This window comes from Arthrobacter sp. YC-RL1 (assembly GCF_001454985.1).
GTDB lineage: Bacteria > Actinomycetota > Actinomycetes > Actinomycetales > Micrococcaceae > Glutamicibacter > Glutamicibacter soli.
In genome coordinates this window covers 2,536,926-2,557,386 of the sequence record NZ_CP013297.1, presented here as the reverse complement: position 1 = coordinate 2,557,386, position 20,461 = coordinate 2,536,926, and the positions used below count along the sequence as shown (strand labels likewise).

At 64.6% G+C, this 20,461-nt stretch carries 20 protein-coding genes; 17 read left to right on the top strand and 3 right to left on the bottom strand.

The features are described 5' to 3' along the window. The first annotated feature begins 105 nt into the window (after window positions 1-105). The 15 genes from rho (at window position 106) to ATC04_RS11780 (ending at window position 14,626) form a co-directional block, all read left to right on the top strand. Window positions 106-2,304, top strand: coding sequence for a transcription termination factor Rho (gene rho / locus ATC04_RS11850; RefSeq protein WP_047118741.1), 2,199 nt, complete (start codon window positions 106-108; stop codon window positions 2,302-2,304). A gap of 155 nt (window positions 2,305-2,459) precedes the next feature. Then, window positions 2,460-3,533 carry a peptide chain release factor 1 gene (gene prfA / locus ATC04_RS11845; RefSeq protein WP_047118742.1) on the top strand — a complete coding sequence of 358 codons (1,074 nt, stop codon included), beginning with the start codon at window positions 2,460-2,462 and terminating at the stop codon, window positions 3,531-3,533. 17 nt (window positions 3,534-3,550) lie between these two features. Continuing rightward, on the top strand, window positions 3,551-4,426 hold the full coding sequence (gene prmC, locus ATC04_RS11840; RefSeq protein ID WP_047118743.1) for a peptide chain release factor N(5)-glutamine methyltransferase: 876 nt from the start codon (window positions 3,551-3,553) through the stop codon (window positions 4,424-4,426). 37 nt (window positions 4,427-4,463) lie between these two features. Then, a complete protein-coding gene (locus ATC04_RS11835) occupies window positions 4,464-5,150 on the top strand; it encodes an L-threonylcarbamoyladenylate synthase (protein WP_047118744.1) in 687 nt (228 codons plus the stop codon). Continuing rightward, window positions 5,147-6,265 carry an MraY family glycosyltransferase gene (locus tag ATC04_RS11830; RefSeq protein ID WP_047118745.1) on the top strand — a complete coding sequence of 373 codons (1,119 nt, stop codon included), beginning with the start codon at window positions 5,147-5,149 and terminating at the stop codon, window positions 6,263-6,265. The genes ATC04_RS11835 and ATC04_RS11830 overlap by 4 nt, the downstream gene beginning before the upstream one ends. A 166-nt stretch (window positions 6,266-6,431) precedes the next feature. Then, window positions 6,432-6,866, top strand: a complete 435-nt coding sequence (locus tag ATC04_RS11825; RefSeq protein WP_047120647.1) for a hypothetical protein — start codon at window positions 6,432-6,434, stop codon at window positions 6,864-6,866. A 284-nt stretch (window positions 6,867-7,150) separates the two neighbouring features. Beyond that, window positions 7,151-7,942, top strand: a complete 792-nt coding sequence (gene atpB / locus ATC04_RS11820; RefSeq protein WP_082123843.1) for a F0F1 ATP synthase subunit A — start codon at window positions 7,151-7,153, stop codon at window positions 7,940-7,942. Between the two features lie 105 nt (window positions 7,943-8,047). Further along, window positions 8,048-8,254, top strand: a complete 207-nt coding sequence (locus ATC04_RS11815) for an ATP synthase subunit C (protein WP_022876338.1) — start codon at window positions 8,048-8,050, stop codon at window positions 8,252-8,254. A gap of 80 nt (window positions 8,255-8,334) precedes the next feature. Next, a complete protein-coding gene (locus ATC04_RS11810) occupies window positions 8,335-8,889 on the top strand; it encodes a F0F1 ATP synthase subunit B (protein WP_047118747.1) in 555 nt (184 codons plus the stop codon). Next, window positions 8,889-9,701 carry a F0F1 ATP synthase subunit delta gene (locus tag ATC04_RS11805; RefSeq protein ID WP_047118748.1) on the top strand — a complete coding sequence of 271 codons (813 nt, stop codon included), beginning with the start codon at window positions 8,889-8,891 and terminating at the stop codon, window positions 9,699-9,701. Before ATC04_RS11810 ends, ATC04_RS11805 begins: the two co-directional genes overlap by 1 nt. A gap of 124 nt (window positions 9,702-9,825) precedes the next feature. Then, a complete protein-coding gene (atpA, locus tag ATC04_RS11800) occupies window positions 9,826-11,463 on the top strand; it encodes a F0F1 ATP synthase subunit alpha (protein ID WP_047118749.1) in 1,638 nt (545 codons plus the stop codon). 78 nt (window positions 11,464-11,541) lie between these two features. Then, on the top strand, window positions 11,542-12,435 hold the full coding sequence (locus ATC04_RS11795; protein WP_047118750.1) for a F0F1 ATP synthase subunit gamma: 894 nt from the start codon (window positions 11,542-11,544) through the stop codon (window positions 12,433-12,435). A gap of 33 nt (window positions 12,436-12,468) precedes the next feature. After that, entirely contained in the window at window positions 12,469-13,917 is a 1,449-nt protein-coding gene (atpD, locus tag ATC04_RS11790; protein ID WP_047118751.1) for a F0F1 ATP synthase subunit beta, read from the top strand. Window positions 13,918-13,919: 2 nt separating this feature from the next. Beyond that, complete coding sequence (locus ATC04_RS11785) at window positions 13,920-14,189, top strand: F0F1 ATP synthase subunit epsilon (protein WP_047118752.1); 270 nt, start codon at window positions 13,920-13,922, stop codon at window positions 14,187-14,189. A gap of 8 nt (window positions 14,190-14,197) precedes the next feature. Continuing rightward, window positions 14,198-14,626: a DUF2550 domain-containing protein gene (locus tag ATC04_RS11780; protein WP_052772306.1), complete on the top strand. Its 429-nt coding sequence runs from the start codon at window positions 14,198-14,200 to the stop codon at window positions 14,624-14,626. A gap of 171 nt (window positions 14,627-14,797) precedes the next feature. On the opposite strand, the gene ATC04_RS11775 is transcribed toward ATC04_RS11780, so the two are convergent. Together ATC04_RS11775 and nucS are read right to left on the bottom strand one after the other, a co-directional pair. Further along, complete coding sequence (locus ATC04_RS11775; RefSeq protein WP_047118753.1) at window positions 14,798-16,006, bottom strand: N-acetylglucosamine-6-phosphate deacetylase; 1,209 nt, start codon at window positions 16,004-16,006, stop codon at window positions 14,798-14,800. Between the two features lie 9 nt (window positions 16,007-16,015). After that, entirely contained in the window at window positions 16,016-16,711 is a 696-nt protein-coding gene (nucS, locus tag ATC04_RS11770; RefSeq protein ID WP_047118754.1) for an endonuclease NucS, read from the bottom strand. Between the two features lie 60 nt (window positions 16,712-16,771). On the opposite strand from nucS, the gene ATC04_RS11765 reads away from it, so the two are divergent. Then, entirely contained in the window at window positions 16,772-17,152 is a 381-nt protein-coding gene (locus ATC04_RS11765) for a hypothetical protein (protein ID WP_047118755.1), read from the top strand. A 27-nt stretch (window positions 17,153-17,179) separates the two neighbouring features. On the opposite strand, the gene ATC04_RS11760 is transcribed toward ATC04_RS11765, so the two are convergent. Continuing rightward, window positions 17,180-18,583, bottom strand: a complete 1,404-nt coding sequence (locus tag ATC04_RS11760; protein WP_082124043.1) for an AI-2E family transporter — start codon at window positions 18,581-18,583, stop codon at window positions 17,180-17,182. Window positions 18,584-18,744: 161 nt separating this feature from the next. On the opposite strand from ATC04_RS11760, the gene ATC04_RS11755 reads away from it, so the two are divergent. After that, the gene (locus ATC04_RS11755; RefSeq protein ID WP_152666809.1) at window positions 18,745-20,460 is read left to right on the top strand and encodes a hypothetical protein; all 1,716 of its coding nucleotides are present in this window, start codon (window positions 18,745-18,747) and stop codon (window positions 20,458-20,460) included. Window position 20,461: the final 1 nt, after the last annotated feature.

The window sequence follows — 20,461 nt, the reverse complement described above, 5'->3', positions numbered from 1 at the left end:
GGGTTTTCGGTGGAACAGCCTCTCATTCTGGGCTGCAACACCTCATATTTACGGCACAGTGGGACTGCCGCAGGCAGCCCATCCTACGAGTCAGAAGGAATTTTCGTGACCGAAACCACGAGCCTCAACGAAGGCGTGGACACCAAGACTTCCGAGACCAAGAGCTCCGGCCTGGCCTCCTTGAAGATGACCCAGCTGCAGCAGCTGGCGTCGCAGCTCGGCATCACCGGCGGATCGCGCATGCGCAAGGCCGACCTGGTCGCCGCCATCAGCTCCCACCAGCGCGGCGGCTCGATCGCCGCCAAGGACGCGGAAGCTGCCAAGGCCGCCGAGCCGAAGGCCGACGCAGCCCAGGCGCCAGCCGCCAAGGAAGCGCCGGCCAAGACCACCCGTACCCGTCGCGCACCGAAGGCCGCTGCAGAGGCCCCGAAGGCCGACGCAGCCCCCGCCCAGGAAGCAGCTGAGGCCCCGCAGGCCGCCGAGCCGAAGGCTGAAAAGCCGGCCCGCGCCCGCCGCACCTCGCGCCGCGTGACCGACTCCGGCAAGATCACCGCCAAGGACGACGCCGCCAAGGCAGCGACCACCGAGGCACCGGCCCAGGCCGAAGCCGCAGTGGACGCGCCGGCCGAGGAAGCCGCCGCACCGGCCAAGGAACGCGCACCGCGCCAGCGCCGCAACACCCGCGCCGCTAAGGCAGAGCAGGCATCCGAGGCTCCGGCACAGGATGCCGACGCCCCGGCCGCCGAGGCCAAGACCGCTCCGGCCGAAGCCGATGCCGCGGAGAACGCCGAGGCGGAGAAGTCCGGCGAGCAGCGCGAAGAGCGCCGCGAGCGCGGCAACCGCCGTGAGCGTGGCAACCGCCGTGAGCGCAACAACGACCGCAACGACCGTGGCAACGACCGAAATGACCGCGGCGGCGACCGCAACGAGTCTTCCGAGCAGGACGCGTCCGAGCAGTCGGAGGAGCGCCGCGATCGCAACCAGGAGCGCAACGAGCGCAATGAGCGCAACGCCAACCGCCGTGAGCGCAACAACGACCGCAGCGAGCGCGGCAACCGCCGCGATCGCAACGATCGCAATGACCGCAACCAGGATCGCAACGACCGGAACAACCGCAACCGCCGCGGCCGCCGCGAGGACGACGAGCCGCAGCTGAGCGAGGACGACGTGCTGCTGCCGATCGCCGGCATCCTGGACGTGCTGGAGAACTACGCATTCGTCCGCACCGCCGGCTACCTGCCCGGCCCGAACGACGTCTACGTCACCCTGGGCCAGGTCAAGAAGTACAACCTGCGCAAGGGCGACGCCATCGTCGGCGCCATTCGCGCACCGCGCGAGGGCGAGACCCCGAACCCGCGCCAGAAGTTCAACGCCCTGGTGCAGCTGACTTCGGTGAACGGCAAGAAGCCGGAGGACAACCGCGAGCGCGTCGAATTCAACAAGCTGGTGCCGCTGTACCCGACCGAGCGCCTGCGCCTGGAGACCGATCCGAAGCTGGTCGGCCCGCGCGTCATCGACCTGGTCGCACCGATCGGCAAGGGCCAGCGCGGCCTGATCGTCTCGCCTCCGAAGGCCGGCAAGACCCTGATCCTGCAGTCCATCGCGAACGCGATCACCACCAACAACCCAGAGGTGCACCTGATGATGGTGCTGGTGGACGAGCGTCCCGAAGAAGTCACCGACATGCAGCGCACCGTCAAGGGCGAGGTCATCGCCTCGACCTTCGACCGCCCGGCCGACGACCACACCACCGTGGCCGAGCTGGCCATCGAGCGCGCCAAGCGCCTGGTGGAAATGGGCATGGACGTCGTCGTGCTGCTTGACTCGATGACCCGCCTGGGCCGCGCCTACAACCTGGCCGCCCCGGCTTCGGGCCGCATCCTGTCCGGCGGCGTGGACTCCGCGGCGCTGTACCCGCCCAAGCGCTTCTTCGGCGCCGCCCGCAACATCGAGAACGGCGGCTCGCTGACCATCCTGGCCACCGCCCTGGTGGAGACCGGATCCAAGATGGACGAGGTCATCTTCGAGGAGTTCAAGGGCACCGGCAACATGGAGCTGCGCCTGTCGCGCCAGCTGGCCGAGAAGCGCATCTTCCCGGCGGTCGACGTCAACGCGTCCTCCACCCGCCGCGAAGAGCAGCTGATGAGCGCCGAAGAGGTGCGCATCATGTGGCGCCTGCGCCGCATGCTCTCGGGCATCGATCCGCAGCAGGCGCTGGAGGTTCTCACCGGCAAGATCCGCGAGACCCAGTCCAACGCAGAATTCCTGATGCTGGTGAACAAGACCACACCGGACAAGCACTAGCGTTCAAAAACCCATGGCGTCCAGCCGGCCGGCACCTGTCCGGCCGGCTGGACGCCATCGGCGCGTCACCTACCATGGCGCTTAAGACATAGAATTTAACCCGGCCCTTCGTGGCCGCTGGCCAGAGCCGCGCAGAACAAAGGAAGAGCAGCCCCATGTTTGAATCCGTCAAGTCGCTACTTGAGGAGCACGCCGAGATTCAGGCGAAGCTCTCCGACCCGTCCGTCTACGCCGACCAGTCAGTGGCCCGCAAGCTCGGCCGCCGCTCCGCGCAGCTGAACGGCATCGTCGAGGCCTACAACAAGTGGAACAGCGCCACCGAGGACTTGGAAGCCGCCAAGGAAATGGCCGACGAAGATCCGGACTTCGCCGAAGAGGTCGAAACCCTCACCGCGCAGCTGCCCGAACTGGAGGAGAAGCTGCGCCGCCTGCTGATCCCGCGCGACGAGAACGACGCGCGCGATGTGATCCTCGAGGTCAAGGGCGGCGAGGGCGGCGACGAGGCCGCCCTGTTCGCCGCGGACCTGCTGCGCATGTACACCCGCTACGCGGAGCACAAGGGCTGGAAGGTCGAGATGATCTCCTACAACGAGTCCGACCTCGGCGGCTACAAGGATGCCCAGGTCGCGATCAAGGGCAAGTCCAGCGACCCGGCAGAGGGCGTCTACGCCCACCTGAAGTTCGAGGGCGGCGTGCACCGCGTACAGCGCGTGCCGGTCACCGAATCCCAGGGCCGCATCCACACCTCGGCCGCCGGCGTGCTGGTGCTGCCAGAGGTCGACGAGCCCGAAGAAGTGGACATCCACGCCAACGACCTGAAGATCGACGTCTACCGCTCCTCGGGCCCCGGCGGCCAGTCGGTGAACACCACCGATTCCGCCGTGCGCATCACCCACCTGCCTACCGGCATCGTGGTCGCCATGCAGAACGAGAAGTCGCAGATCCAGAACCGCGAAGCCGCCATGCGCGTGCTGCGCTCGCGCCTGCTGGCCCACCAGCAGGAGATCATCGACGCAGAGAACTCCGCCGTGCGCGCCAGCCAGATCCGCACCATGGACCGCTCCGAGCGCATCCGCACCTACAACTACCCGGAAAACCGCATCGCGGACCACCGCACCGGGTACAAGGCCTACAACCTGGACGCGGTGATGGACGGCGACCTGGAGCCGGTCATCGAATCCTGCATCCAGATGGACGAGGAAGAGCGCCTGGCGGCGCTGGGCGAGTAGCAGGCGCCCGCGCACCCGTGGAGAATCCGCTACCCGTCCGCGAGCTGTCCGCCGTGCGCCGCGCCGCGCTGGGACAGCTCGCCGCAGCCGGCGTGCCCAGCCCCGCGGTCGACGCCGACCTGCTGGCCTGCCACGTGCTGGGCATCGAGCGCTCCGAGCTGAAGCTGCGCGAACTGCGCGGGGATTCCTTCTCCGAGCCGCAGTTCACGCAGTACGCCGCGCTGCTCGAACGCCGCGCCGCGCGCATCCCGCTGCAGCACCTGACCGGCGAAGGCCACTTCCGCTACCTGACCCTGAAGGTCGGGCCCGGAGTGTTCTCGCCGCGCCCGGAAACCGAGACCGTGGTCCAGCTGGGCCTGGACTTCCTGGCCGAGCAAGGGCTTGCGGCCCCCCGCTGCGCGGACCTGTGCTCCGGTTCCGGGGCCATCGCCGCCGCGCTGGCCAGCGAGGTCCCGCAGGCCTCCGTGTGGGCCGTGGAGCTCTCCGAGGACGCCATCGGCTACACTCGGGCCAACTGCGAGCCGCTGGGCGTCACGGTGCTGCACCGCGACGCCTCCGCGCTGCCGGCGCCATTGCACGGCAGCATGGACCTGGTGATCTCCAACCCGCCCTACATCCCGCCCAATGCGGTGCCGCGCGAACCAGAGGTGCGCGACCACGACCCGCAGATGGCCCTCTACGGGCTGGGCGAGGACGGGCTGCAGATCCCGCGCGCCATCGCCGCCGAGGCGCTGCGCCTGCTGCGCCCCGGGGGACTGTTCGTCATGGAGCACGCCGAGGTGCAGCAGGATTCCGCCGCCCAGCTGCTGCGCGACGCTGGTTTCACGGCCGTCGCCGGGCACCCGGACCTGTCCGGGCGCCCGCGCTCGACCAGCGGCCGCGCGCCGCGCTGAACTACCCACCCACCACCCCACATGAAAGAATGATCCCGTGAGCACACGATTTTTGGTCAGCAACGAGCAGGAACACGCTGCAGGCATCGAGGCGGCGCGCACCGCGCTGTCGGCCCAGCGCTGCATCGTCCTGCCTACCGATACGGTCTACGGGATCGGCGCCGACGCGTTCAGCGCGCAGGGCGTGGCGATGCTGCTGGCGGCCAAGGGCCGCAGCCGCACCATGCCGCCGCCGGTGCTGATCGCCCAGGCCGCCACCATGGACGGGCTGGCCCGTGACATCCCTGACGAGGCCCGCAAGCTCGCCGAGGCCTTCTGGCCCGGGGGACTGACCCTGATCCTGCAGGCGCAGCCCTCGCTGACCTGGGACCTGGGGGAGACCCGCGGCACCGTGGCGCTGCGCGTCCCGAACGATGAAACCGCCCTGGAGCTGCTGGCCGCCACCGGTCCGCTGGCCGTCTCCTCCGCCAACCGCACCGGCAACCCGGCCGCCACCACCGCCGACGAGGCCGTGGCCCAGCTGGGCGATTCGGTGGACGTGTACCTGGACGGCGGCTCGCGTGCCGCACAGGACGACGCCGAGACCCTGCCCTCGACCATCGTGGACTGCACCGGCGCGCGGCTGCAGGTCGTGCGCTCCGGCGCCATCTCCATCGAGGAGCTGCGCGTGGTCGTCCCCGCCATTCTCGACTTGGGACAGGACGACTCCGGCCAGGGCGCATGAGAAGCTACGTCCTGCTGATCGCGTTCAGTTTCGCGGTCTCCTTCCTGCTTACCCCCATCGTACGCTCGGTGGGCGAGAGGTTCACCGGCAACCAGAAGGTCCGTGCCCGCGACCAGCACGAGAAGCCGATCGTGAAGTTCGGCGGCGTGGCGATCATCGCCGCGTTCGCGCTCGGGCTCGGGCTGGCCAGCCAGCTCAGCTTCTTCCGCGGGGTCTTCGGGAACACCGAACCCATCACCGGCATCGTGCTGGCGCTGCTGGTGATCCTCATCCTGGGGCTCGCCGACGACATGTTCGATCTGCGCTGGTGGATCAAGGCCAGCGGCCAAGTCCTGGTGGGTGGGATCATCGCCGGGCACGGAATCGTGATCCAGTCGCTGCCCGTGGGTTCCTGGCAAATCGAGCACACCTGGATCCAGATCGCCATCACCATCTTCCTGATCGTGCTCACGATGAACGCGATCAACTTCTCCGACGGGCTCGACGGGCTGGCCGCCGGGCTCGCGGCCATCGGCGCGGCCACGTTCTTCGTCTACTCCTATGTGCTGGCCACGCACGTCAGCGCCGACGACTACGCCAACATGGGTGCGCTTTTGTGCTCCCTGCTGCTGGGCGCGTGCCTGGGCTTCCTGCCGCACAACTTCAACCCCGCGAACATCTTCATGGGGGAGAGCGGCGTGCTGGCCATCGGCATGATCCTCTCGGTGGCCACGATCGCGGTGACCGGTGACGTGCAGGGCTTGGAAGCCCAGCGCTTCCGCAACATCCCGGCCTACATGCCGATGTTGCTGCCGATGGTGATCGTCTTCCTACCAGTACTGGACCTTGTGCTCTCGGTGCTGCGCCGGCTGGCCAACAAACGCTCACCCTTTTCGCCGGACGCCAAGCACATCCACCACAAGATGCTCGCGCAGGGTCACTCGGTGCGCCGTGCGGTGATCCTGCTGTACCTGTGGGCCGGCTTCATCGCCGTATCGGTGGTCTCGATCGCGTTCATCCCCGTCGTTCTGATGGTTCCGATCGTCATCTTGCTGTTTATCGGTGTGGGACTTGCCACATGGAAACCACTGGTGGTCGACCGGTTGGGTGCGCTACGCAAGAAGTTGTCCAAGTAGCCAATTCGGGTATCATGCCGCCGCCTCCCACAAACTGTTTCTATCTCGTGTAGAATTCAATATGGATCTTCTCCCGGAACAGTTTCGTTCGCAGGGGGTTTTGAGTTTCATCAGCATCGATAGGTGCACCATGGATCATCGATTTAGACGAAGGAAGGATGCGGACTTGGCTTCTGGTTCTGCCCGCGTCAGTGCTTCGTCTGGATCGAAGTCCATCTGGTTGCCGATTCTGGGCCTGTCAATGGTGTACTCGATCATCGCGACCGCAGCCTTTTTCCTGATTTCTTGGCTGCTTGCCGATCTTGAGTACGCGTTATCCGGCGCTTTTGCCGCCGGTGTGGTTATTGGCTTTTTCGCTATTGGCATTCTGATCGCTGAAGCTGCAGGACGAATCCGCCGCTCGTGGGCCATGCCCGCGTTCTTGGCGACATTCGTCATCAAGGTGTTCGGCGTCGCCTTCGTTCTGTTGAGCCTGGGATTGCCCGCTTGGGTTGATCGTCAGGCTTTCGTACTCGCTGCAGCCGTATCCCTTGTTGCCTGGCAGGTCGGCGAGGTCCGAGCCTTCATGAAGGCTCGCCTTGCCATCTATAACGAGGAATAGGGCTAAGAGCTCTGACGCTTATGTCAGAGAGATGCTGTGAGTTTGATAAGCTTACTAACGGGTCATTTTCGGCCGTGCGCTTAATTGCCTGCGGACGAATCGGAAACATCCTCGGGGAAACCCGGGGTCGCACTTATCAGAGTTGATGCTACCGGCGACAGCTGTGAGAAGTACCCGTTTGATCTTTTCTTCACACGGTGAAAGGCAGTTACCGCCAGTCACCGCCTTTTGCCCGTGACCGTTACTGCAGAGAGGACAGCGCGTTGTTCGCGTTTGCGCTCCCAATGGCCTCAGAAGAAGGCGGATTTGTCCCGCCAACCGTATCCGATACCCACCTCCCGGAGATTTTCCCGTGGATGGCTGAGTACGGTACGGGTTTCGGCAAGCAGATGCTCATGATCGTCCTGTCGATCGTGCTTATCTCTTGGTTCTTCACCGCAGCTATCAAGAACCCTAAATTGGTTCCAGGCAAGATGCAGTACCTCGCTGAGTCCGGCTACGCCTTCGTGCGTAACGGCATCGGCCGCGACATCATCGGCGAAAAGAACTTCCGTCCTTGGATTCCGCTGCTGTTCGCGACGTTCTTCTTCGTCTTGCTGAATAACCTCTTCGGTGCCATCCCGTTCCTGCAGCTTCCATCGTTCTCACACGCTGGCTCTGCATACGCAATGGCAATCATCATCTACGGCACCTGGATTGCCGTAGGTCTGAAGAATCACGGTATTCGTTACTTCAAGCTGGCAGTTACTCCAGCGGGCGTGAGCCCGGTGATGCTGATCCTGCTGGTGCCTTTGGAAATCATTTCGAACTTTATCGTCCGCCCACTGACGCACTCGCTGCGTCTCATGGCAACGATGCTGGCAGGCCACATCATCGTGATGCTGGCAGCCTCAGGTGCACGCCACTTGATCGTCGTTCAGGAATCGCTGGCACTGAATGGTGTTGGTGTTCTGGTCATCGCCGGTTCGGTAGCTATGTACTTCCTCGAATTGTTGATCATGGTTCTGCAGGCGTTCGTGTTTACGCTGCTGACCGCGATCTACATCCAAGGCGCGCTTGAAGCCGACGCCCACTAAGGCCATTTCTTCTTTACTCAAACCCAATAGTTCTTCCTTGATTGATTCAAGGAAAACCTCACAACCTACCGGCAAGAAGCACGGTATCTTGAAAGGAATAATCGCATGAGCGGCTCCCTGAATATGATCGGTTACGGTCTGGCAGCAATTGGTTCGGCTATCGGCGTTGGTCTGATCTTCGCTGCTTACATCAACGGCGTTGCACGTCAGCCAGAAGCACAGCGCATCCTGCAGCCAATCGCTATGCTCGGCTTCGCACTTGCTGAAGCACTGGCCATCCTGGGCCTGGTTTTCGCCTTCGTTATCAAGTAAGTCTTTCCCGGCTGTAGTGGCCTCGCCACTATCGCGAGGCGTACACACAAGTGGAAACTAATAGATAAGGAATGGTGAGTATGAATAGCACTGACTTCATCCTCGCTGCGGGCGAATCGGTCAATCCGCTGATGCCAAATCCGTGGGAAATTCTCGTCACGGGTGTTGGTTTCGCGGTCCTTCTGTTCATCGTCATCAAGGTGATTGCTCCGAAGTTCGAGCAGTCCTACGAAGATCGCGTCACCGCGATCGAAGGTGGCCTGGAGAAGGCCGAGGCAGCACAGAAGGAAGCAGAGGAGACCTTGGCACAGTACAAGGCCCAGCTTCTGGAAGCTCGCACCGAGGCTAACCGCATCCGCGAGGAAGCTCGCAGCGAAGGTGCTCAGATCCTCGAGGATCTGAAGACCAAGGCAACCGACGAGGCTACTCGCATCAGCGAGCAGGCTCAGCGTCAGATCTCGGCCGAGCGCACCGCCGCTCTGTCGTCGCTTCGCACCGACGTGGGCGCTTTGGCCACCGAACTTGCAAGCAAGATTGTTGACGAAGCTCTGAAGGACGATGCCCGTGCCCAGCGCGTGGTTGATCAGTTCCTGAACGATTTGGAAGCTCAGCAGAACGCAGGTGCATCGAACTAATGGCAAGTGTATCGAGCGAGTCATTGGCAAAGGCTTTGGAGTTCCTGGAACCCAAGTTGGCACTGGCATCTTTGGAGCTGCCGAAGGAACTGTTCGCGGTCCTGGAAGTACTGGATGCAAATGCCGGTCTTCGCCGAGCATTGACTGATCCGGCCCGTGAAGCTGCCGAGAAGGCAAGCCTGTTGGCACAGCTGCTGCGCGGAAAGGTTTCGGCTGACGCCGAGTCCACCGTCGCCCAGCTGGCTTCCACTCGCTGGAGCTCGGAACGCGACATTAGCGATGCGCTCGAAACGCTGGCTGTCACTGCGGTGACCGCAGTGGCCGAGCAGCAGGACGGCGCTTCGGGGCTGGCCAAGCTGGAGCAGGATCTGTTCTCCTTCATCGAGGTAGTTCGTTCTAACCACGAACTGCAGCGTGCGTTGGATGATGCGCAGGCCCCAGCCGAGGCAAAGAGCGCTCTGGCGCTCAAACTCGTGCCCAACGCGTCGCGGACCGCGCAGGTGTTGATCTCCCAGGCAATTTCGGCCCCTCGCGGGCTGAAGCCCATTGCTCTGATTGAGCGTTTCGTTGAGCTTGTGGCCAAGCGCCAGCAGCGTTGGATCGCCTCGGTGACCAGCACTGTGAAGCTTTCCGAGGCTCAGCTTGAGCGCCTGGAGACCAGCTTGAACAAGGTTTACGGTCGCCAGCTGAAGCTCAACGTCACTACCGATCCGTCGCTGATCGGCGGCCTGGTAGTCAAGGTGGGCGACGAAGTTGTCGACGCTTCCGTGGCATCTCGTGTGGCCGAGTTGCGCCGCGCCCTGGCCGGCTAGAACTTTTGCCAGGGGCTGTGCCCCTGGCAAAAGTTCCGGCTCGCCGGGACCAACACAGACTTCATTCACATCGATCCACCAATGATTTTGGGTGGATCACAATTTAGGAGAGCAGGGACTGCAGATGGCCGATTTGACCATCAATGCCGACGACGTCCGTAATGCCCTAAACGAGTTCGCATCTTCCTACGAACCGGGTAAGGCAGAGCGCACCGAGGTGGGACGCGTTGTCGCAGCAAGCGACGGCATCGCCAAGGTGGAAGGTCTTCCTTCCGTCATGGCCAACGAGCTGCTGAAGTTCGAAGACGGCACCCTGGGCCTGGCCCAGAACCTCGACACCCGTGAAATCGGCGTCGTGGTGCTCGGTGACTTCACCGGCATCGAAGAGGGCCAGAAGGTCGAGCGCACTGGCGAGATTCTCTCGGTTCCAGTCGGCGACGGCTTCATGGGCCGCGTGGTTGACCCGCTGGGTGAGCCACTGGACAACCTGGGCCCGATCGAGTCCGAGGGCCGCCGTGCACTGGAACTCCAGGCACCAGGCGTGACCGAGCGTAAGTCGGTTCACGAACCGCTGCAGACCGGCATCAAGGCCATCGACGCCATGATCCCGATCGGCCGTGGCCAGCGTCAGCTGATCATTGGCGACCGCCAGACCGGCAAGACCGCTATCGCCGTCGACGCCATTCTGAACCAGCGCGCCAACTGGGCCACCGGCGACCAGACCAAGCAGGTTCGCTGCATCTACGTTGCAGTGGGCCAGAAGGCTTCGACCATCGCAGCCGTGCGCCAGACCCTCGAAGAGCAGGGCGCCCTGGAGTACACCACGATCGTGGCCTCCCCGGCATCCGACCCTGCCGGCTTCAAGTACCTGGCACCATACGCAGGCTCGGCCATCGGCCAGCACTGGATGTACGGTGGCAAGCACGTTCTGATCGTGTTCGATGACCTGTCGAAGCAGGCTGAAGCCTACCGCGCCGTGTCGCTGTTGCTGCGCCGTCCGCCAGGACGCGAAGCTTACCCGGGCGACGTCTTCTACCTGCACTCCCGTCTGCTTGAGCGTTGCGCCAAGGTTTCGGACGAGCTGGGCGCAGGTTCGATGACCGGTCTGCCGATCATCGAAACCAAGGCGAACGACGTCTCGGCCTTCATTCCGACCAACGTCATCTCGATCACCGACGGCCAGATCTTCCTGCAGTCGGACCTGTTCAACGCCAACCAGCGCCCAGCTGTCGACGTGGGTGTTTCGGTTTCCCGCGTGGGTGGCGCCGCACAGGTCAAGGCCATGAAGAAGGTCTCCGGTACCCTGAAGCTGGAACTGGCTCAGTACCGCGACATGCAGGCTTTCGCCATGTTCGCTTCGGACCTGGATGCCGCTTCCAAGCAGCAGCTGACCCGTGGTGCACGTCTGATGGAACTGCTGAAGCAGGGCCAGTACCAGCCGTACGCCGTCGAGGATCAGGTTGTCTCCGTGTGGGCCGGCACCAACGGCTACCTGGACGATGTTCCGGTGGAAGACGTGCTGCGCTTCGAGCGCGAGTTCATCGACTACCTGCGTCACCGCACCGAGGTTCTGACCGTTCTGGCTCAGACCGGCAAGCTGGAAGACGAGACCGTCGACGCCATGAAGGCGGCCATTGCTGACTTCAAGGCCGGCTTCTTCGGCCAGGGCGACGACCAGCTGGTCGCCGCAGGTCACGAAGAGCACGACGCTCTGGATGCCGAGTCCGTCGACCAGGAACAGATCGTCAAGCAGAAGCGCTGACAATTTCCTTGACGTTTAGGGGTACGGCGTCGGCGACGGCGCCGCACCCCAAACGTTGGGAATAAGGAAAGGACACACATGGGAGCCCAGATTCGGGTCTACCGCCAGAAGATTGCCTCGACCTCGTCGATGCGCAAGATCTTCAAGGCGATGGAACTGATCGCTGCATCCCGCATCGGCAAGGCACGTAGCCGTGTTTCGGCTTCGCTGCCGTACGCCAATGCGATCACCCGTGCAGTTACCGCCGTCGCGTCCCAGGCCGATGTTGAACACCCGCTGACCACGGAACCGGCGAATGTTCGCCGTGCCGCGGTGCTGGTGATGACTTCGGACCGCGGACTCGCCGGGTCCTACTCCGCCAGCGTTCTGAAGCAGGCAGAGCACCTCGTGGAACTCCTGCGTGGAGATGGCAAGGAAGTCAAGACCTACTTGGTCGGCCGCAAGGCCCAGGCTTACTTCGATTTCCGTTCGCGCGAGTACGCCCGAGTGTGGACCGGGAACACCGATTCCCCGCAATTTGAAACCGCACGCGAGCTGCGCGAAATCCTCCTTGAGGACTTCGCTAACGATTACGAGCAGGGTGGCGTGGACGAGATCCACGTTGTTTACACCCAGTTCAAGTCGATGGTCACGCAGGAACCGACGGTTATCCGTCTGTTGCCGTTGGAGGTTGTCGAGGGTGAAACCGAGACTCCTACCGACGAGCTGTTGCCACTGTACGAATTCGAGCCGTCGCCGGAGGAAGTGCTGGACGCACTGCTGCCGCGTTACATCGATTCGCGTCTGTTCAACGCCCAGCTGCAGGCCGCAGCCTCCGAGCTCGCTGCACGTCAGCGCGCGATGAAGGCCGCAGGCGACAACGCCGGCGAGTTGATCAAGAAGTACACGCGACTGCGTAACAACGCCCGTCAGGCTGAAATCACCCAGGAGCTTTCGGAAATCGTCGCCGGCGCAGACGCGCTGAACGACTAGCCGAAACCTCCTACCAGACAAGAAGTGAGAAAGATGACTGCCCAACTCAACGAGCAGGTTACCGCAGGGGCCACCGGTCGTATTGCCCGCGTGATTGGCCCGGTCGTGGACGTCGAGTTCCCTGCCGATGCACTGCCTGCAATCTACAACGCACTCACCGCTGAGCTGACCCTCAACGGTGTAACCAAGACCATCACCTTCGAAACCAGCCAGCACCTCGGTGACGGCCTGGTTCGCGCAGTATCGCTGCAGGCCACCGACGGCCTGGTCCGCGGTGCAGCCGTGAAGGACACCGGCGCTTCGATCTCCGTCCCGGTTGGCGACGGCGTCAAGGGCCACATCTTCAACGTGCTGGGCGACGCCCTGGACGTTGACAACTCGGAGATCCAGGTCACCGAGCGCTGGCCAATCCACCGCCAGGCACCGAAGTTCTCCGATCTTGAGGGCTCGACCGAGATGCTGGAAACCGGCATCAAGTCGATCGACCTTCTGACCCCCTACATCAAGGGTGGCAAGATCGGTCTGTTCGGTGGCGCAGGCGTGGGTAAGACCGTGCTGATCCAGGAAATGATCACCCGTGTTGCACGTAACTTCGGTGGTACTTCGGTATTCGCCGGCGTAGGCGAGCGCACCCGTGAAGGCAACGACCTCTGGGTCGAAATGGACGAGGCCAACGTTCTGAAGGACACCGCCTTGGTGTTCGGCCAGATGGATGAGCCACCAGGAACCCGCCTGCGCGTGGCACTGTCCGCTCTGACCATGGCGGAGTACTTCCGCGATGTGCAGAACCAGGACGTGCTGCTGTTCATCGACAACATCTTCCGCTTCACCCAGGCCGGTTCCGAGGTGTCGACCCTGCTGGGCCGCATGCCTTCCGCCGTGGGTTACCAGCCGAACCTTGCCGATGAAATGGGCCTGCTGCAGGAACGCATCACCTCGACGAAGGGCCGCTCGATCACCTCGATGCAGGCAGTCTACGTCCCGGCCGATGACTACACCGACCCGGCTCCGGCGGCAACCTTCGCCCACCTGGACGCAACCACCGAGCTGTCGCGTGAAATCGCGTCGCGCGGTCTGTACCCGGCAATCGATCCGCTGACCTCGACCTCGCGAATCCTGGATCCGCAGTACATCGGTCAGGCTCACTATGATACGGCCATCCGCGTGAAGGCCATCCTGCAGAAGAACAAGGAACTGCAGGACATCATCGCGATCCTCGGCATCGACGAACTGGGCGAAGAGGACAAGGTCGTCGTGGCACGTGCACGTCGTATCCAGCAGTTCCTGTCGCAGAACACCTACACCGCAAAGCAGTTCACCGGTGTGGAGGGTTCGACCGTTTCCATCAAGGACACCATCGAGGGCTTCACCGCCATCTGCGATGGCGACCTGGACCACATCGCAGAGCAGGCGTTCTTCAACGTCGGTGGTTTGGACGACGTCGAGCGCCAGTGGGCTGAGATCCAGAAGGCCAGCAAGTAACGATGGCCGAACTTCAGGTCGAAATCGTTGCGGCCGACCACTTCGTGTGGTCCGGCCCGGCGAAGCTGGTCAAGGCTCGTTCGGTAGACGGCGAGATCGGAGTTCTGCCCGGTCACGTCCCGATGCTGTCGGTGCTTGCCGCTGGGGATCTGGAAATCGATCCGGTTTCCGCATCCCGCTTCACGGTCCAGATCGATGGAGGGTTCTTCTCGGTCGACTCGGATCGCGTCGTGATCGTTGCTGACAACGCTGTTCTGGAAAACGCAGCGTAGGCGATGAATTGATTGAGATTACCGCACCAGTTCTCATAGCGCTGCTGGTTCTAGCCGGCATCGTCATGTTTTTTGGCGCCATGGCCGTGCGCCGCATTCAGTTGCGGCGCACGCTGGGCACCTTCGACGCCTCCATCCTCACGCCCAAGGGCAAGTGGATGATGGTGATCGGCCGCTACGGCGGCGGACATGTGGATCTGTTGCGGTTTTTCTCTGTCTCGCCGATCCCCAGCTTCGTGGTCGAGCGCCGCGGGCTGGATGTCACGGGGTGGCGTCGCGCCGACGAGCAGGAGGCCTTGCGGATTCCGCCGGGCTTCGTGATCGTCGAGCTGACCCGCAACGGCGAACCCCTGCTGCTGGCGATGGACTACCGGGACTATACCGGGTTCTCGTCCTGGCTCGAAGCAGGGCCGATTGCCGGCTCCTGGCAGATCTAGACAAAAACTTCTGATCCCGCCTTCGGGCGGCCGTTCCCTTCGTGGAACGGCCGCCCGGAGCGGGATTTTTTTATGCCGTCAGCGGTCCTGGAGGCAGACGGCAAAGGCCCGCCGCTTCGGAAGCTGGTTCCGAGGCGGCGGGCCCGATGCATCATGCGGACGGCGCTGCGGCTAGAGCAGCTGGCCCTTGCGGAAGGTTTCCACCAGCTGCAGCTCGGCATCGAGCACCAGCACGTCGGCGGCGAAGCCGTAATGCAGGGAGCCGACTTCGTCGGCCAGCCCGATCAGCGAGGCGGGGTTCACGGTGGCCGCGTAGACGGCCTGCACCAGCGGGATGCCGGCGGCCACTGTCTCGCGCACGATCTGCAGCAGCGTGGCGGTGCCGCCGGCCAGCGAGCCGTCGGTGGCCAAGCGCGCCTGCCCGTCGGCGACTTTGACCTCCTGCGGGCCCAGCGAGTAGCTGCCGTCGGCCAGCCCGGTGGCGGCCATGGAGTCGCTGACCAGCAGGATGCTGCGGGCGCGCACGAGGTTGAACATCAGGCGCACGGTATCGGGGGACAGGTGCACCCCGTCGCCGATCAGCTCCACGTAGGCGTCCCCGCGCTGGGCGGTCTCCAGGCAGGCGGCCACCGGACCGGGCTCGCGGTGGTGCAGCGGCGGCATGCCGTTGAACAGGTGGGTCACCGTCGGCTTCTCGGTGAAGCCGTCCACGCCGGCGCTGCGCAGCTGCTCGCGGGCGAACAGCAGCGAATCGGAGGTCTGCGTGGCGGTGGCGTTGGTGTGGCCCAGCGACGGGACCACGCCGTAGGAAACCAGCTGGCTGATCAGCTCCTCGCTGCCCTCCAGCTCCGGGGCGTAGGTCATGGTGCGCAGCTGGCCGCGTGAAGCGGCGAACAGCTCGTCGACGAACTCGGGCTGCGGATTGGACAGGAAGCGCGGGTCCTGGGCGCCGCAGCGCGCCTCGGAGAGGAACGGCCCTTCGGCGTGGATGCCGGCGATCAGCCCTTCTTCGGCGAATTCGGCGAGGATTTCCGCCGCCTCCACCATGGCGCCGCGATCGGCGGTGACCAGGGAAGCCAGCAAGGTGGTGGTGCCGGCCTTGTGCAGGTAGCCCAGGGCCTCGGTGACCGCCTGGTGCTCCGGGGCCGCGAAATCGGCGCCCACCGCGCCGTGGCAGTGCAAGTCGATCAGTCCGGGGATCAGGACGGCGCCCTCGGGCACCGGATGCACGGCGAATTGGCCGGCGTCCTCCTTGGCGAGGAAGTCGTCGCGGTTGCCGGCGAAGGCGATGCGGTCATCTTCGATGGCCAGTGCGCCATCGGTGACCTTCATTCCGTCGGAGACCAGGGTGGCGAACAGTACTAAGCGCGAAGCAGTCATGCTCCTAGCTTAGAAGAGACGGCCCTCCGAGTCATCGACGCCGCGCATTGCATCGTAATCGAGGGTGAGGCAGCGGATGCCGCGGTCCTCGGCCAGGGTGCGGGCCTGCGGCTTGATCTGCTGGGCGGCGAACACCCCGGAGACCGGCTTGAGCAGGGGATCGCGGTTGAGCAGCTCCAGGTAGCGGGTCAGCTGCTCCACGCCGTCGATGTCGCCGCGGCGCTTGAGCTCCACGGCTACGGTGGCGCCTTCGCCGTCGCGGGCCAGGATGTCCACCGGGCCGATCGCGGTCATGTATTCGCGGCGGATGAGCTTGTGCCCGGCGCCCAGCAGCTCGATCTGCTCGGCCAGCAGGCGCTGCAGGTCGGCCTCCACGCCGTCCTTGATCAGGCCCGGGTCGTTGCCCAGCTCGTGGGCCGAGTCGTGCTCGATCGAGTGGAACTGGATGATCAGCCGGTCGTCGGTCTTCGCGCTGGCCACGGTCCAGGTGGTCACCGAGCCCAGTGCGGCGGCCTCCTCGTCGGGGGAGCCTTCCCGCAGGGTCAGCGGCGGGTTCATCCAGTTCAGGGGCTTGTAGCTGCCCCCGTCGGAGTGGATGAGCACCGAGCCGTCGGCCTTCACCATGATCAGGCGGGTAGCCAATGGGAGGTGGGCCCGCAGGCGGCCTTCGTAATCTACTGAACACTTCGCAACCACTAAACGCACCTGACACACTCTACTAGGTGCGTGCGGTGCACGCGCCCGGGATACGGCATGATTAATGACATGCCACGTTCGAACCGCCCCCGCCGCCAGTCCAAACCCCGAGGCAATTCCCGGGGTGCCTCCGGCGGAGGATCGCGCTACGAGGCCGACTCCGAGGCGGATTTCGGGTCGGCGCGCCGCGAGGACGACTGGATGCAACGGGCCCGCTACGGGGTGGTCATGCTGCAGGACGCGCCCGACGGCCAGTGGCATGTGCGCAAGATTTCCCCGCTGAACGCCCAGAAGACCTACACCTGCCCGGGCTGCCACCGGCAGATCACCGTGGGAGTGGCGCACCTGGTAGCCTGGCGCGCGGATCACTGGTCGGGGGACGACGCAGCGGCCACCGCCCGGCGCCACTGGCATCCGCGCTGCTGGGAAACCCGCTCCTACAAGTACTAGCTGCCGCAGGACAGCCGCAGGGAATTCCTAGAGTCGGTCCTGCCGGGCGATGAACACCTCGCGCAGCAGGATCATCGCGCTGGCGGCGACCGGGATGGCCATCAGGGCTCCGGTCACCCCGGCCAAGGTGCCGCCGGCGATCACGGAGATCACCGCGACGGCGCCGGGCACCGCCACCGCGCGGCGCATGATGCGCGGCGAGACGAAGTACGCTTCGAGCTGCAGGTAGCCGAAATAGCACAGCGCGTAGATCAGCGCCGTCTGCCAGCCCAGCGAGAGCGTCACCAGCGTGACCAGGATGCCGGCGATGACCCCGCCGACCAGCGGGATGAACGCCAGCACCGCGACCAGCAAGGTGAGCAGCGCCGCGAACGGCACGCCCAGGATCGTCATCAGTAGCAGCGCCACCAGCGAATTGAGGAACGCGACGGTGGCCTGCCCCATCACGTAGTTGCCGACCGAACTGGTGATGCGCACCGCCAGCTCGCCGGCGCGTTCGCGCTTGGAACGCGGGGCCAGGCGCAGCCCGAAGGCCATGATGGCGGGCAGCGAGGCGAGGAAGTAGATCGCCAGCACCAGCACGATCAGGATGCCGAACATCGACTGCGCCACGGTCTGCGAGACGCCCAGCACGCCGCCGAAGACGTTGGTGATCGCGCCGGAGTCGCCGAAGAATCGGTTGACCTCGTCGTCGAGCCGCTGCGTCAACGCGTACTGGCGGTCGATCTGCACCAGCCAGTCGCTGCTCAGGAAGTTGTTGATGATGGTCGGCGCATCGGTGATGAACGAGGTGATCTGCGTGACCAGCGTCGGGATGATGAGCGCCATGAATCCGCCGAAGAGCGCCAGGATGCCGAACATCGTGGCGGTCACCGCCAGCGGACGGCTGAGCCCCTTCGAGACCATCCAGCGCACCACCGGGTCCAGTCCCAGCGCGATGAACAACGCGATCGCGATCCAGGTAAGCAGCGATCCGACATTGGTCAGCACGTAGTATCCGCCCAGGGCCAGGCCCACGCCGGTGGTGCCCAGGAAGCCCATGGCGATCGGGTGCAGCGCCGGGATCGGATCCGGTGCGCCCTGGTCGTCATAAGGCACCTCGCCCAGCGCATCGTGGCGCGGGGTGTTCAGCATGGCCGTCAGACGCCGGGCGAGCCGGCGGCGCAGCGAAGCCTTCTCGGCTGGGGCGGGGGACTCGCCGCGCGGGGCCGCAGGCTGCGTCCCGGGAACCCTCGGAGTTGATGCGGTATCAGGCGCCGGATGCTCAGCGGCGGATTCAGCGTCAGGGTCGCGGTGCTGGCGACGGGGAAGCTGGTGCAGCGGATCGGCCGGCGACGGGTTCTGCCGGCCGTCCGATTCCCCCGCGGCGGAGGGGATCTGGCCGGTGTGCGGAGCTGGCTCGTGTGGCTCGTGCGGCTGATCTGACTGCATGGCACCGAGCATACCGCGCAAACGGCTTTTCGGTGTGCCCAAAGACACCGCGGACTTGGGCGATTGAGGCAGTTCACAGGCAGTGGCAGGAACCATGCGGGCACCGGACTCGTTAGACTGGGGATAGTACAGCTGTGAGACGTAGGTGAATAGGTGAAATCGTGCGAAAAGTAATCTCCGTGATCGCGATGCTGCTCGGGGCCGCGGCCCTGATTGTCGGCATCGGGCAGAAGACCTTTTGGGCTCCGCCCGAAACGGTGACCGCTACCATGCCGCAGTTCGACGGCAAGGCCCCGCTGACGCTGATTGAATCCAGCGTGAACTCCGAAAAGCTCGCCCCGGTCGAACTGGTCATCAGCGGCGAGGGCGAATTCACCGCCTCGCTGGGACGCAGCTACGACGTCGAGGCCTGGGTAGGCAAGACCGCCCACGCAGCCGTCACCGGCATCGACACCGAAAACCACCAGATGCAGGCCAACTTCGTCGAGGGCGACGCCACCGCGCCGGATCCGAAGAACGCCGACATCTTCTTCGACTCGCAGACCGCGCAGGGCACCATGACCTACCGCTGGACCGCCCCGGACACCGGCGACTGGTCGCTGCTGCTGGCCGCCGGCGGCAAGGACGCCGCCCCGGTGGACATCTCCGTCACCTACGCCAACGACGAAGCTATGCCGTTCGCGCTGCCGCTGATCATCGCCGGCGCGCTGCTGCTGGTCTTCGGGCTGGCGCTGCTGGTGATGCGCACCGCAAAGCCAGGCGCCGCCGCACCGGCCAAGGCCAAGAGCACCACCCAGAACTCCGTGGCCGCCGTGGCCGTCGTCGCGCTGGCCGTCTCCGGCGTGGCCCTGCCGATGGCCCCGTCCGAGGACGCCTCGCAGTCGCCGGCCCAGAACGCCACCGAAAGCGCTTCGCCGAGCGCCACCGAGCAGGCCAGCGAGTCCGCCGAGGCATCCGCCCCGGCCGAGGCCGAGCCGACCGCCTTCCCGGTGGTCACCGAGGAGCAGCTGACCCGCATCCTGGGCGATGTGCAGAAGCAGATCGGCAACGCCGATGAGAAGCGCGATAAGAAGCTGCTCGAATCCCGTGCAGCGGGCGCGTTCAAGTACATCCGCTCCAGCCGCTACGACATCCTGAACGACGACATCAAGGTCGCCAAGCCGCTGACCCTGAATACCTCGGTGATCCGCTCGGCCGCCGTGCCCAACACCTCGGACGCCAGCTTCCCGCGCGTGATCACCGTGGTGACCGCCAAGGATTCGGACGCCGAGACCCTGCCGCAGGCGCTGACCCTGGTGCAGGCCACCGCCCGCGACAACTACCAGGTGATCTTCGCCGAGCAGATGCTGCCCGGCGCCAGCTTCCCGGGCATCGCCGTCGGCGACCCGTCGATCAAGCAGCTGGACGCGAACGCCAAGGGCCTGCAGCAGACCCCGAAGGACGCGCTGAAGTCGCTGGCCGACGTGCTGACCAACGAGAAGTCGAAGAACAAGGACAAGTTCGCCGAGTCCGAGTTCATCAAGGCCATCCACGCGGGCCAGAAGACCGAGTCGCAGAACGCGAACGAGGCGAAGGTCAAGTACGCGCGCACCGTGACCGAGGGCGACACCCGCGTAGTCTCCACCCCCGACGGCGGCGCGATCGTGACCGGTAAGCTGAACCAGCGCGCGGTGTTCGAGCGCACCGAGGACTCCGATCCGCTGGAGGGCACTGACGAGCTGACCAAGAAGCTGCTGGGCAAGGCCAGCTCCACCGGCGACGTGGAAATCAACTACGCCGAACCGGTCATGTTCTACCTGCCGGCCGAGGGCTCGGAGGATAAGATTCAGCTGATTGCGGCCGAGGTAGTGCTGCTGAACGTGAAGGAAGTGAAGTAAC